Source organism: Stutzerimonas sp. LR2 (assembly GCF_055755175.1).
Genome location: NZ_JBVTRR010000001.1, coordinates 456,793 through 470,087, shown reverse-complemented (window position 1 = coordinate 470,087; position 13,295 = coordinate 456,793). Strand labels below are relative to the sequence as shown.

The 13,295-nt window shown below is 66.5% G+C and carries 12 protein-coding genes; 7 read left to right on the top strand and 5 right to left on the bottom strand.

Annotation, left to right across the window (positions count from 1 at the left end):
• Positions 1 to 7 precede the first annotated feature (7 nt).
• The 5 genes from oadA (at position 8) to ACVRRC_RS02150 (ending at position 4,970) form a co-directional block, all read left to right on the top strand.
• Entirely contained in the window at positions 8 to 1,819 is a 1,812-nt protein-coding gene (gene oadA / locus ACVRRC_RS02170; RefSeq protein WP_019407435.1) for a sodium-extruding oxaloacetate decarboxylase subunit alpha, read from the top strand.
• A gap of 189 nt (positions 1,820 to 2,008) precedes the next feature.
• Positions 2,009 to 2,950 (top strand): sodium-dependent bicarbonate transport family permease, encoded by a 942-nt coding sequence (locus tag ACVRRC_RS02165; RefSeq protein ID WP_017245951.1) that lies wholly within the window; start codon positions 2,009 to 2,011, stop codon positions 2,948 to 2,950.
• 1 nt (position 2,951) lies between these two features.
• Positions 2,952 to 3,254, top strand: a complete 303-nt coding sequence (locus tag ACVRRC_RS02160) for a P-II family nitrogen regulator (RefSeq protein WP_014595482.1) — start codon at positions 2,952 to 2,954, stop codon at positions 3,252 to 3,254.
• A gap of 64 nt (positions 3,255 to 3,318) precedes the next feature.
• On the top strand, positions 3,319 to 4,227 hold the full coding sequence (gene glsB, locus ACVRRC_RS02155; RefSeq protein ID WP_472996580.1) for a glutaminase B: 909 nt from the start codon (positions 3,319 to 3,321) through the stop codon (positions 4,225 to 4,227).
• A gap of 44 nt (positions 4,228 to 4,271) precedes the next feature.
• Positions 4,272 to 4,970 carry a carbonic anhydrase gene (locus ACVRRC_RS02150; protein WP_011911437.1) on the top strand — a complete coding sequence of 233 codons (699 nt, stop codon included), beginning with the start codon at positions 4,272 to 4,274 and terminating at the stop codon, positions 4,968 to 4,970.
• A gap of 4 nt (positions 4,971 to 4,974) precedes the next feature.
• Here the strand turns inward: ACVRRC_RS02150 and ACVRRC_RS02145 are convergent, their stop codons facing one another.
• From ACVRRC_RS02145 to ACVRRC_RS02135, 3 genes are all read right to left on the bottom strand, one after another.
• Entirely contained in the window at positions 4,975 to 5,784 is an 810-nt protein-coding gene (locus tag ACVRRC_RS02145) for a substrate-binding periplasmic protein (protein WP_340065475.1), read from the bottom strand.
• A 127-nt stretch (positions 5,785 to 5,911) separates the two neighbouring features.
• Positions 5,912 to 6,895: an asparaginase gene (locus ACVRRC_RS02140; RefSeq protein ID WP_048328231.1), complete on the bottom strand. Its 984-nt coding sequence runs from the start codon at positions 6,893 to 6,895 to the stop codon at positions 5,912 to 5,914.
• A 109-nt stretch (positions 6,896 to 7,004) separates the two neighbouring features.
• Positions 7,005 to 8,426, bottom strand: a complete 1,422-nt coding sequence (locus tag ACVRRC_RS02135) for an alanine/glycine:cation symporter family protein (protein ID WP_020307965.1) — start codon at positions 8,424 to 8,426, stop codon at positions 7,005 to 7,007.
• Positions 8,427 to 8,597: 171 nt separating this feature from the next.
• Between ACVRRC_RS02135 and ACVRRC_RS02130 the strand changes: the two genes are divergently transcribed.
• The gene (locus ACVRRC_RS02130) at positions 8,598 to 9,416 is read left to right on the top strand and encodes a helix-turn-helix domain-containing protein (protein WP_048328233.1); all 819 of its coding nucleotides are present in this window, start codon (positions 8,598 to 8,600) and stop codon (positions 9,414 to 9,416) included.
• 11 nt (positions 9,417 to 9,427) lie between these two features.
• On the opposite strand, the gene ACVRRC_RS02125 is transcribed toward ACVRRC_RS02130, so the two are convergent.
• Both ACVRRC_RS02125 and ACVRRC_RS02120 read right to left on the bottom strand, forming a co-directional pair.
• Positions 9,428 to 10,687: a dicarboxylate/amino acid:cation symporter gene (locus tag ACVRRC_RS02125; protein WP_394389409.1), complete on the bottom strand. Its 1,260-nt coding sequence runs from the start codon at positions 10,685 to 10,687 to the stop codon at positions 9,428 to 9,430.
• 89 nt (positions 10,688 to 10,776) lie between these two features.
• The gene (locus ACVRRC_RS02120; RefSeq protein WP_472996579.1) at positions 10,777 to 12,201 is read right to left on the bottom strand and encodes an aspartate ammonia-lyase; all 1,425 of its coding nucleotides are present in this window, start codon (positions 12,199 to 12,201) and stop codon (positions 10,777 to 10,779) included.
• A 162-nt stretch (positions 12,202 to 12,363) separates the two neighbouring features.
• Here ACVRRC_RS02120 and ACVRRC_RS02115 point away from each other — a divergent pair, with 162 nt between their 5' ends.
• Positions 12,364 to 13,272 (top strand): LysR substrate-binding domain-containing protein, encoded by a 909-nt coding sequence (locus ACVRRC_RS02115; RefSeq protein ID WP_014595489.1) that lies wholly within the window; start codon positions 12,364 to 12,366, stop codon positions 13,270 to 13,272.
• Positions 13,273 to 13,295 lie beyond the last annotated feature (23 nt).

Here is a 13,295-nt window from a genome sequence, read left to right as displayed (position 1 = left end):
ACGCACCATGACTGCCCAGAAGAAAATCACCGTCACCGACACCATCCTGCGTGACGCCCATCAGTCGCTGCTGGCCACCCGCATGCGCACCGAAGACATGCTGCCGATCTGCGACAAGCTCGACCGCGTCGGCTACTGGTCGCTGGAAGTCTGGGGTGGCGCCACCTTCGACGCCTGCGTGCGCTTCCTCAAGGAGGACCCATGGGAGCGCCTGCGCCAGCTCAAGGCAGCGCTGCCCAATACCCGCCTGCAGATGCTGCTGCGTGGCCAGAACCTGCTGGGCTACCGTCACTACAGCGATGACGTGGTGGAGGCGTTCTGTGCCCGTGCGGCGGAGAACGGCATCGACGTGTTCCGCATCTTCGATGCAATGAATGACGTACGGAACCTGGAAACCGCGATCCGTGCGGTGAAGAAGAGCGGCAAGCACGCCCAGGGCACCATCGCCTACACCACCAGCCCGGTGCACACCGTCGAGCTGTTCGTTGAACAGGCGCGGGCCATGCGCGACATGGGCGTCGACTCCATCGCCATCAAGGACATGGCTGGCCTGCTCACCCCGTTCGCCACTGGCGATCTGGTCCGCGCGCTGAAGGCCGAGATCGACCTTCCGGTGTTCATCCATTCCCACGACACCGCTGGCGTGGCCAGCATGTGCCAGCTCAAGGCCATTGAGAATGGTGCCGACCACATCGACACCGCCATTTCTTCCATGGCCTGGGGCACCAGCCATCCGGGCACCGAGTCCATGGTCGCCGCGCTCAAGGGCACGCCGTACGACACCGGCCTCGACCTCGAGCTGCTGCAGGAGATCGGCCTGTACTTCTACGCCGTGCGCAAGAAGTATCACCAGTTCGAAAGCGAGTTCACCGGCGTCGACACCCGCGTGCAGGTCAACCAGGTTCCTGGCGGGATGATTTCCAACCTCGCCAACCAGCTCAAGGAGCAGGGTGCGCTGCACCGCATGGACGAAGTGCTGGCGGAGATTCCCAAGGTGCGCAAGGACCTCGGCTACCCGCCGCTGGTCACGCCGACCTCGCAGATCGTCGGCACCCAGGCGTTCTTCAACGTGCTCGCCGGTGAGCGCTACAAGACCATCACCACCGAGGTGAAGTACTACCTGCAGGGCCGTTACGGCAAGGCGCCGGCACCGGTCTGCGAGCACCTGCGCTTCCAGGCCATCGGCAGCGAGGAGGTCATCGAGTGCCGCCCGGCTGACCTGCTGGCGCCGGAACTGGACAAGCTGCGCAAGGACATCGGCGAGCTGGCCAAGAGCGAGGAAGACGTGCTGACCTTCGCCATGTTCCCGGACATCGGCCGCAAGTTCCTCGAGGAGCGCGAGGCCGGCACGCTGCAGCCCGAGGTGCTGCTGCCGATCCCCGACGGCAAGGCCGCGGCCGCCAGCGTCGAGGGCACGCCGACCGAATTCGTCATCGATGTGCACGGCGAGACCTACCGCGTCGACATCACCGGCGTCGGCGTCAAGGGCGAGGGCAAGCGGCACTTCTATCTCTCCATCGACGGCATGCCCGAGGAAGTGGTGTTCGAGCCGTTGAACGCCTTCGTCGGCGGTGGCGGCAGCCAGCGCAAGCAGGCCAGCGCGCCGGGCGACGTCAGCACCACCATGCCGGGCAACGTGGTCGACGTGCTGGTCGCTGTCGGCGACGTGGTGAAGGCCGGGCAGACCGTACTGGTCAGCGAGGCGATGAAGATGGAGACCGAGATCCAGGCGCCCATCGCCGGCACGGTGAAAGCCGTTCACGTCGCCAAAGGTGACCGGGTGAACCCGGGAGAAGTCTTGATAGAGATCGAGGGCTGAGTGAAGGGTGGCGTGGCGATTCGATCGCGCCACGCCAGCGTCGTTTCGATCCATCTGCTCGCGCTGTGCAGCGGGCGGCGGAACGCAAGGCGCTGGCAATGTGTCCCCTTTGGGAGCCCCAGCGGCTCCTTTTTTTCGAGCCAGTGTCTGCCAGGGAGCGGTTCAATTTCCGAGCTGTGGAGAATCTAGATGGGTATCGACCCGGTAGTGCTGTTCTTCGTCTTCGGCCTGTTCGCCGGACTGGTGAAGAGCGAGTTGAAGTTGCCACCAGCGCTCTACGAGACGCTGTCGATCGTGCTGCTGCTGGCGATCGGTCTGCATGGCGGGGTGGAGCTGGCCGAGCAGGCCAGTGCCGCGTTGCTCGGCCAGTCGCTGCTGGTGCTGGCGCTGGGCGTGCTGCTGCCGATCCTGGCGTTCGTCCTGCTGCGCAGCCTGCGCTTCGACCGGGTCAACGCCGCGGCGGTGGCGGCGCACTACGGTTCGGTGAGTGCCGGTACCTTCGCCGTGGTGGTGGCGTACCTGGCGGCGCGCGAGGTGTTCTTCGAAAGCTACATGCCGCTGTTCGTGGCGATCCTCGAGATCCCGGCGATCCTGGTGGGCATCCTGCTGGCCAAGGGTGTGTCGAAGGACACCGACTGGAAGGAGCTGGGCCGCGAGATCTTCCTCGGCAAGAGCATCATGCTGCTGCTCGGCGGCCTGCTGATCGGCGCCATTGCCGGCAAGGAGGCGATCAAGCCCCTCGAACCGCTGTACACCAGCATGTTCAAACCGGTACTGGCGTTCTTCCTGCTGGAGATGGGCCTGATCGCCTCCGGCCAGCTCGGCTCGCTCAAGCGTTACGGCGTCAAGCTTGCCGCCTTCGCCCTGGTAATGCCGCTGATCGGTGCGCTGATCGGCGCGCTGCTGGCGCGCTTCATGGGGCTTTCGCTGGGCGGCACGGCAATGCTCGCCACGCTGGCGGCGAGTGCGTCCTACATCGCGGTGCCGGCGGCGATGCGTCTGGCGGTGCCGGAGGCCAATCCGTCGCTGTCGCTGACCGCATCGCTGGGCATCACCTTTCCGTTCAACATCCTGATCGGCATTCCGCTCTACCTGGCCCTGGCCGAGCGGCTGATCGCCTGGGGGTTCTGACATGAACGCGCACAACCGAACACTGCTGACCGTGATCTGCGAGGCGGCTCTGGAACACAAGCTGGAAGCCGACCTGAAAACCCTGGGTGCCCCGGGCTGGACCCTGTCCGACGCCCGCGGCAGCGGCAGCCGCGGGGTACGCAGCGCCGGCTGGGACACCGATGGCAACATCCGCCTGGAAGTGATCTGCAACCGCGAGCTGGCCGAGCGGATCGCCGAGCACCTGCAGGCGCGCTACTACGCGAACTTCGCCATGGTCTGCTACCTGGCCGAGGTGGAAGTGCTGCGCCCGGAGAAGTTCTGAGCCGCGCTGTGATGCCATGGCCCGCGCGGGCGTCCATCCTCCACCAGGACCGATGGAGCTGACGATGCACGCGCTGTTGCAGGAGATTCTCGACGAGGTGCGCCCGCTGCTCGGGCAGGGCCGTGTGGCCAGCTACATCCCGGCGTTGGCCGACGTGGCGCCCGATCAGCTGGGCATCGCCGTGTGCAGCGCCGACGGCGAGCTGTTCCACGCCGGCGACGCGCAGACGCCGTTCTCGATCCAGAGCATTTCCAAGGTGTTCAGCCTGGTGCAGGCCATCGGCCATCGCGGCGAATCGCTGTGGGAGCGCCTCGGCCACGAACCCTCCGGGCAACCGTTCAATTCGCTCGTGCAGCTGGAATTCGAACGCGGCCGGCCGCGCAATCCGTTCATCAACGCCGGCGCGCTGGTGATCTGCGACGTCAACCAGTCGCGCTTCGCCACGCCCGAACTGTCGATGCGCGACTTCGTCCGGCACCTGTCCGGCAACCCGCTGGTCATCTCCGACACCCGGGTGGCCGAGTCCGAGTACCAGCACCGCGCATGCAATGCCGCCATGGCCTACCTGATGCAGTCGTTCGGCAACTTCCACAACGACGTCGAGGCGGTACTGCGCAGCTACTTCCACCACTGCGCGCTGCGTATGAGCTGCGTCGATCTGGCCCGTGCGTTCGGCTTCCTCGCCCGCGACGGCGTCTGCCCGCAGGGCGGCGAGGCCGTGCTCACGCCGCGCCAGGCCAAGCAGGTCAACGCCATCATGGCCACCAGCGGCCTCTACGACGAGGCCGGCAACTTCGCCTACCGGGTCGGGCTGCCCGGCAAGAGCGGTGTCGGCGGCGGCATCGTCGCGGTGGTGCCGGGGCGCTTCACCGTCTGCGTCTGGTCGCCCGAACTGAACGCCGCCGGCAATTCGCTGATCGGCATGGCCGCGCTGGAGGCGCTGTCGCAGCGCATTGGCTGGTCCGTATTCTGACGCGCCGTGATGGCGCCTACCCTTGCAACTGGAGAGAAGTGAACATGAGCGACGACAAGACGGGCGAAACCGCCCAGGAGGCCCTCGACCACATCGTCTCAGGCGTCAAGCGCTTCCGCGAAGAGGTGTATCCGCAGCAGCGCGAACTGTTCGAGAAGCTCGCCTACGAGCAGAAACCCCGGGCGATGTTCATCACCTGTGCCGACTCACGGATCATCCCGGAGCTGATCACCCAGAGTTCGCCCGGCGACCTGTTCGTCACCCGCAACGTCGGCAACGTGGTCCCGCCGTACGGGCAGATGAACGGCGGCGTGTCGACCGCCATCGAATTCGCCGTGATGGCCCTCGGCGTACAGCACATCATCGTCTGCGGCCATTCCGACTGCGGTGCCATGAAGGCGGTGCTCAATCCGGCGCAGCTGGAGCGGATGCCGACGGTCAAGGGCTGGCTGCGACATGCCGAGGTGGCCAAGATCGTCGTGGAGCAGAACTGCGGCTGTGCCGACCACAACACCCTGGGCATCCTCACCGAGGAGAACGTGGTCGCGCAGCTCGACCACCTGCGCACCCATCCTTCGGTGGCGGCGCGGTTGGCCAGCGGTCAGCTGTTCATCCATGGCTGGATCTACAACATCGGCACCAGCGAGATCCGCGCCTACGACGCCGAGAAAGGCGAGTTCCGCATGATCGGCGACGGCCCACTGCCAATGGCCACGCCACGCGCCCGCTATCAGGCGAGCTGAGGGCTCAGCGGCTGCCGGCCAGCGTCTTGCCGCGGTTCTGGATCAGGTAGCAGAGGTCCGGTGTCTTGCTGCAGCCGGCGTAACCTTCGGCGATCACCTCGTCGAGGGCTTTCTGCAGACGGTTCACCACGGCATCGGGGGTATCCGGACTCAGCGCCAGGTACAGCGGTTCGCTGCGAAAGCTCAGCGCCACCTGCAGCTGGCCTTCCTCGACGCCCTGCTGTCGGGCGAAGTAGCGCCACACCGGATCGGCCACGGCCCAGAGGTCGATGCGCCCGGTCAGCAACTTGCGCAGGTTTTCGGCGTCGTTGAGGCTGTTGCTGGTGCGGATGCCCTGACTCTCCAGAAACAGGCTGACGGTGCCATTGGCATGTCCACCGATCTGGTAGCCCTGGGCCTGGGCCAGGCTGTCGAGCCTCAGGCCCTTGCCGGCCGGCGCCAGCAGTACGCTGTCATGGTGTGCCAGCGGCCCGACCCATTTGAACTGACCGGCGTTCTGCGGCGTGCGCGCCACCGAGAACAGACCGTGGGCGGGCTGCTGCTGGGTCTGTTCGTAGAGCCGGCTCCAGGGGCCACGCAGGGTCAGGTTGTAGGAGACGCCGGCGCGCCGGAAGATGTCGCGCACCGTATCGGCAGCGATTCCCTGCACGTCGTCGCCGCGGGCGAAGCCCTTGCTGTTGGGCCCCATGTTGAAAGGCGGGAAGCTGTCGGTCTGCAGGGTGATCGGGTAGTTGGCGGGCAGTTCGGCCCGGACGCTGAACGCAGCACTGACGAGCAGGGCGAACAGCGCCCGGGCAGTTCGGGATCTGGCCATGGCATCGGCTCCTTGACGCTTTTTTTGTAGTTGTTGGCGCATCAGAGAGTAGCGGTGCCGGGCGGGTCTCGCCAGTCGCCAGTGCGGCTGCCGATCGGCGCCGCAGGCGTTTCACCGGGGGCTGGCGTCAGCCCGCCATTTCGCCGCACAGGTCACGGCAGAACCAGTGTTCCACCTGAGCCTGGTCGAGGCCGGCGGCGAGCAGGGCGAACAGCTTGCCCAGAGCCGCTTCGCGGGTCATGCCACCGCCGGAGAGCAGCCCGGCATCACGCAGCGCGCTGCCGGCGGCATAGACCCCGAAATCCACATGGCCGCCCGGGCACTGGCTGATCGCCGCCAGCACCACGCCCTGGCGGTGTGCCTGGCGCAGCGCCGCGACGAACTCGGCGTCGTCCGCCGGCCCGGTGCCGCTGCCGTAGCATTCCAGCAGCAGCGCCTGGGCGCCGCTGGCCACCAGCGCCTGGACCTGTTCCGCGCCGACGCCGGGATACAGCGGCAGCACCATGACCTGTGCCGGGCGCCGGGGCAGCAAGGCCGGCGGCCGCTCGGCGGTGGCGTTCGCCAGGCGCTGGCGCGGCGCTTCGGCGAAGGCATCAAAGGCGTCGCTGCGCAGCTTGCTGACCCGCGCGCCGTGCAGCAGCGCACCGTTGAAATACAGCTGCACACCGCTCACCCGGCCGGCCTGCAGGGCGCGCATGGCACCGAACAGATTGGGCCAGGCATCACTGCCCTCGCTACCGGCCGGCAGCATGGCGCCGGTGAGCAGTACCGGTACGGGCAGGTCGAGCAGCAGGAACGACAGCGCGGCGGCACTGTAGGCCAGGGTGTCGGTGCCATGCAGCAGCAGGACGGCATCGCAGCCCCCCGCCGTCACCGCGCTGCGGATGCGCTCGGCCATTTGCTGCCAGTGGCGTGGATGCATGTTGGCGCTGTCCAGCAGCGGCTGCAGCTCGTCGAAGGTCCAGTCCGGCAGCGGCCAGGCCTCGTGCGCCTGCTGTTCGCGCATGCGGGCTTCGAAGCCGGAGGCCGGCATCAGCCCGGCGGCGCTTTGCTGCATGCCGATGGTGCCGCCGGTGTAGAGGACCAGCAGGCGTTGGATAGATGGGTTCACGCGCGCTCCTCGCTGATCGGCGCAGGTCGTCGGGAAATCGGGCGGGTGGGCTGGCCACCCGCCGTCGCATGTTAACGGAGCGGCGGGTGACCGGCCTGTCGCGTCGCGGTCAGCGCCGCGCGGAGGCGTCCGTCGTGGCAGAGGCATTGGCCTGCCACACGGCCGGATCGAGGTCCAGATCGGCGTAGTTCTTCGGATCGAGCACGGGCTGCTCGATGCCGGCGCGGATCTGGCTGTCGTAGTCGCGCATCAGGCGCAGGCCGACCTTGAACAGCAGGGCCACGGCGATCAGGTTGGCGATGGCCAGCAGGCCCATGGTGACGTCGGCGAAGGCGAACACGGTGCCCAGGTCCTGCACTGACCCCCAGAGCACGAGGATGATCACCAGCACGCGGTAGATCACCACCGGGGTGCGCTTCTCGGTGAAGAAGCCCAGCGCGTTTTCGCCCAGGTAGTAGTTGTAGATCAGCGTGGTGAACACGAACAGCAGCAGTGCGACGCTGACGAACACCCGGCCCCACTCGCCAACGACGGCAGCGACGGCGGTCTGGGTCAGCACCACGCCGGCTTGGTCCATGCCCGGCTCGTAGACGCCGGAGAGCAGGATGATCAGCGCGGTGCAGCTGCACAGGATGATGGTGTCGATGAATACCGACAGCGACTGCACGATACCCTGCGCCACCGGGTGCTTGACCTCGGCCACCGCAGCGACGTTCGGCGCACTGCCCAGGCCCGCCTCGTTGGAGAACAGGCCGCGCTTGACGCCCATCAGAATGGCCGCGCCGATACCGCCGGCGAAGGCCTGCTCGAGGCCGAAGGCGCTACGGAAGATCAGGCCGAAGGTTTCCGGAATCGCGCTGAAGTTACTGCCGATGACGAACAGCGCCATGCCCAGGTAGGAAAACGCCATGACCGGCACCAGCACGTCGGCCCACTTGGCAATGCGACGGATGCCGCCGAAGATGATGCCGCCGATCACCAGGGTCAGGGCGATGCCGCTGGCCACGGTGGGTACGCCGAAGGTGTCGTGCAGCGAGCTGGCGACGGTGAACGACTGCACGGCGTTGAAGCCGAAGCCGAAGGTCATCAGCAGCAGGATCGACACCAGGATGCCCAGCCAGCGCTGGCCGAGGCCGTGCTGGATGTAGAACGCCGGGCCGCCGCGATAGGTGCCGTCGGGCTCGCGACGCTTGTACAGCTGTGCCAGCGAGCATTCGAAATAGCTGGTGGCCATGCCCACCAGCGCCACCACCCACATCCAGAAGATCGCGCCCGGGCCGCCGAGCATGATCGCCACGGAGACGCCGGCGATGTTGCCCGCGCCGACCCGGCCGGCCACCGAGAGCATCAGCGCCTGGAAGGAGGAGAGCTGCCCCGGCTGCCGCTCGAAGGCGTGGCCGAAGATCGTGAACATGTTGCCGAAATAGCGGAACTGGACGAAGCCGGAGCGGATGGTGAAGAGCAGACCCAGGCCGATCAGCATGACGATCAGCAGTTTGCTCCAGATAAGGTCGTTGAGAAGGTCGAGCATGGCGATGTTCACCTTGTTGTCGTTGTTAGGGCGTCCGGCGCGTGCCGCTGCGCCGTGCAAGCGGGGGATGTTTCAACAGCAGGGCGTGCGGAGCAATTTCGCGGCTGGCCGCGATGTGGCGCGACCTGATGCTAGAATGGCGACACTCGCGCCAGATCAGGGCCATCTCCTGTGACCTCCCACCTTGCTGAAAATCTCAAGCTGCTGTGCAGCCACTATCGGTCCATCGCCGAGGTGTGCCGCAAGCTCGCCATCAATCGCGCCCAGTTCAACAAGTACCTGGGCGGGCAGAGCCGGCCGACGCCGTTCAACCTCAAGCGCATCGGCGACTTCTTCGGGGTCGAAGGCTACGAGCTGGAAATGCCGCCGGAGCAGTTCGCCCGGCTGATCGGTGCGCGCCACCCCGAGGCCCAGGCAATGCCGCGCAGCGACCCGCTGCTGAGTCTGCTGCAGCCGTTGCGCGAGCACGCCGCCAGCCTGTCGCGCTACTGCGGCTACTACTTCGAATACGCCAACTGCATGTCGGTACCGGGCAGCGTGCTGATCTCCCTGGTGCACCTGCGCGAGGAGGACGGCCTGTACCTGTTCGAGCGCCAGGAGCGCCAGGAGCGCGCCAGCCCGACGCTCGGCCAGGCCGAGGACTGGGTTCGCTGTCGCTACCTGGGTGCTGCGTTCGGCCTGCAGGACCGCCTGTTCCTGATCGATTACGAGTCGCTGACGCTCAACGAGATGAGCCAGACCATCCTCATTCCCAGCTTCAAGAGCCGCATCACCCGCCTCAATGGGCTGAAGACCGGCGTCTCCTCCGGTGACCGCCGTACCCCGGCCAGCACGCCGGTGGTGTGGGAATATCTGGGCAGCGAGATCAACCGCGTCAGTGCCTACCGCCAGGTGATGCTCTACAGCCCGGACGACCCGCGCATCGACCCGGACATCCGCGAGCGTCTGGCGACGCCGCGTGTGGAGAACGGGCTGTTCGGCATCGAGTGAGTCGTGCGTCCTCACTCCTTGTTGCTGCTGTCGTAGATCGCGCGGTCGAGCTCTTGCTCGCTGCGACCGACCAGGGTGGTGGTCATCAGGTCGCCGGCGACGTTCACCGTGGTGCGCGCCATGTCGAGGATGCGGTCGATTCCGGCGATCAGCGCCACGCCTTCGAGCGGCAGGCCGGCGGCGGTGAGCACCAGCCCGAGCATGATCAGCCCGGCGCCGGGAATGCCGGCGGTGCCGATGGAGGCCAGCGTCGCGGTGAGGATGATCATCGCGTACTGCCCGGCACCCAGGTCGATGCCGAAGGCCTGGGCGATGAACAGTGCGAGCACGCCCTGGTAGATCGCCGTGCCGTCCATGTTGATGGTCGCGCCCACCGGCAGTACGAAACCGGCCACACCCTCGGACACGCCGAGGTTCTTGCGTGCGCATTCGATGGACACCGGCAGCGTGCCGGAGCTGCTGGACGTACTGAAAGCCACTGCCAGCGCCGGGGCGATGCCCTGGAAGAAACGCAGCGGGTTGAGCCGCCCCAGAAGGCCGAGCAGCCCGCCGTAAACCAGCAGCACATGGGCGATGCTGGCCAGGTAGATCACGCCGATCACGCCCGCCAGCGGCAGCAGCACTTCGGCGCCATGGCTGCCGACCACGCCGGCGGTCAGCGCGAAGACGCCGATCGGCGCGACGCGCATCACCAGGTCGGTGAGCTTGTAGAAGGTCTCGGCCAGCGCATCGAACAGGCGCACCGCCGGCGCGCCGCGCTCGCCGATCAGGTTGATGCTCACACCCAGAGCGATGGCGAAAACGATGATCTGCAGAATGTTGCCTTCGGCAAAGGCGGTGACCGGGTTGGATGGCACCAGGCCGACCAGGATCGACACCAGCGAGGGCGCCTGCTTGGCCTCCTGGGTGCCGCTGGCGACCATGTTCATCCCTTCGCCGGGGCTGAACAGCGCGCCGAACAGCAGGCCGATGCTCACCGCAAAGGCGGTGGTCACCAGATAGATGGCGATGGTCTTGAGGCTGATGCGCCCGAGCTTGGCGCTGTCCTGCATCGAGGTGATGCCAGCCACCAGCGAAACGAACACCAGCGGCACGATGAGCATCTTGATCGCGTTGAGAAACAGCGTGCCGACGGGGGCCAGCAGCTGCGCATCCGCGCCGAAGGCCATGCCGGCGGCGACGCCGAGGGCCAGGCCGATGAGAATCTGCTGCCAGAGCGGCAGGCGGACGAGCAGGCGCAGGGGAGCGGAGAGGGTCGTACTCTGAGTCATGGGTCTTCCTGTTGTTTTTATTGTGCGAACGGGCCGGGCTGGCGGCCCGTAAAGCAAGCGCCCGGCTATATGCCGGGCGCAGGGAGCGATCACACCGCCAGCGGGGCCAGGCGTGGCGCGATCATGTTTTCAGGGCGCAGGATCTCGGCCAGCATGGCCTCGTCCAGCAGCCGCTCTTCGCGCACCAGCTCCAGCACGCTGCGGCCGCCGAGCAGGGCCTCACGGGCCAGGCGAGTGCTGTTGTCGTAGCCGATGTAGGGATTGAGCGCGGTGATCAGGCCGATGGAGCTTTCCATCAGCTCGCGGCAGCGCGCTTCGTTGGCGGTGATGCCTTCGATGCAATGCTCGCGCAGCATGTCCATGGCGCGCTGCAGCAGGCGGATCGAATCGAACAGCTTGTAGGCGATCAACGGTTCCATGACGTTGAGCTGCAGCTGCCCGCCTTCGGCTGCCATGGTCAGCGCCAAGTCGTTGCCGATCACTTCGAAAGCGACCTGGTTGACCGCCTCGGGGATCACCGGGTTGACCTTGCCCGGCATGATCGAGCTGCCCGGCTGGCGCGGTGGCAGGTTGATCTCGTTGAAGCCGGTGCGCGGGCCGCTGGAGAGCAGGCGCAGGTCGTTGCAGATCTTCGACAGCTTCACCGCCAGGCGCTTGAGCATGCCGGAGAACAGCACGAACGAACCCATGTCCGAGGTGGCCTCGATCAGGTCGGCGGCCTGGCGCAGCGGTTGGCCGCTGATCTGGGCCAGGTGTTGCACGGCGATGGCCTGGTAGCGCGGATCGGCATTGATGCCGGTGCCGATGGCGGTGCCGCCGAGGTTCACTTCCAGCAGCAGCTCCGGGGCGAAGCGGCGCAGGTGCTGCAGGTCTTCGCCCAGGGTGGTGGCGAAGGCATGGAATTCCTGACCGAGGGTCATCGGCACCGCGTCCTGCAGCTGGGTGCGGCCCATCTTCAGCACATGGGCAAAGGCGTGGCCCTTGCCGGTCAGCGCCTCGCAAAGGCTCTCCAGGCTGGCCAGCAGCGTATCGTGGCCGAGCAACAGGCCCAGGCGAATGGCGGTGGGATAGGCGTCGTTGGTCGACTGCGCCATGTTCACGTCGTTGTTCGGGTGCAGGTACTGGTATTCACCCTTGGCGTGGCCCATGGCCTCAAGACCGAGGTTGGCGATCACCTCGTTGGCATTCATGTTGGTCGAAGTACCGGCACCGCCCTGGATCATGTCCACCACGAACTGCTCGTGGAACTCGCCACGAATCAGTCGCGCACAGCCCTGGCTGATGGCCACGTGCTTGGCCTCGGGCAGGTAGCCCAGCTCGCGGTTGGCATCCGCGGCCGCCTGCTTGACCATCGCCAGGGCGACGATCAGCTTCGGGTAGTGCGACAGCGGCACGCCGGACAGGCGGAAGTTGTGCAGTGCGCGCAGGGTCTGGATGCCGTAATAGGCCTCGGAGGGAACGGGGAGGGTGCCAAGCAGGTCTTTTTCGATTCGCGATGATGCAACTTCGGACATGATGGTAACGTGGCTCGGATAGGCGCAGGTAGTGCTGCAGTGGCCCTAAAATAAGGCCTGCGGGGCGTGTGCGGCCAATGCCGTTGCTGGCTGTCCCATGCCGAAACGGCATAATGAGCGTGTGACTTCCCGTTCGTCGCCATCGTATCGAGGAGCTTCATATTGAATCTGGAAACCAAGTGGCTGGAAGACTTCGTCGCCCTCGCGGCAACCCGCAGCTTCTCCCAGGCGGCGCAGCGCCGCTTCGTCACCCAACCGGCGTTCAGTCGGCGCATCCGTTCGCTGGAAGAGGCCCTGGGCCTGCAACTGATCAACCGTTCGCGCACGCCCATCGAACTGACCGAGGCCGGCCAGCTGTTTCTGGTCAGTGCGCGCAACATGGTCGAGCAGCTCGGCGAGGTGGTGCGTCACCTGCACCATGTCGAAGGCCAGCAGGGCGAGGTGCTGCAGATTTCCGCGGCGCACTCGTTGGCGCTGGGCTTCTTTCCGGCGTGGATCGCCGGGCTGCGCCACGAGGGCCTGAACCTGGCCACCCGGCTCATCGCCACCAACGTCGGCGAGGCGGTGCATGTGCTGCGCGAGGGAGGTTGCGACCTGATCCTGGCCTACTACGATCCGGATGCCGCGCTGCAGCTCGACCCGGAACTGTTTCCCTCGCTGCACCTGGGGCGCACCGAGATGCTGCCGGTCTGCGCGGTGGGGCCGGACGGCACGCCACTGTATGACGTCGACAGTGGCCAGACCGTGCCCTTGCTGGCCTACAGCGCTGGTGCCTTTCTTGGCCGTTCGGTGAACCTGCTGCTGCGCCAGCGCGCGTTGCGCTCGACTACCGTCTACGAGACAGCCATGGCCGACAGCCTGAAAAGCATGGCGCTGCAGGGGCTGGGGATCGCCTGGGTGCCGCGGTTGAGCGTGGAGCCGGAACTCGAGCGCGGCGAGCTGGCGATCTGTGGCGGCGAGCAGTGGCGAGTGCCGCTGGAAATTCGCCTGTATCGCTGCTCGCTGATGCGCAAGGGGGCGGTGCGCCTGCTTTGGCGACGACTGGAGAGCCGCGCCATCGCTACCGAGTGAGTTGCCGCCGGAGCGCAGGCTAA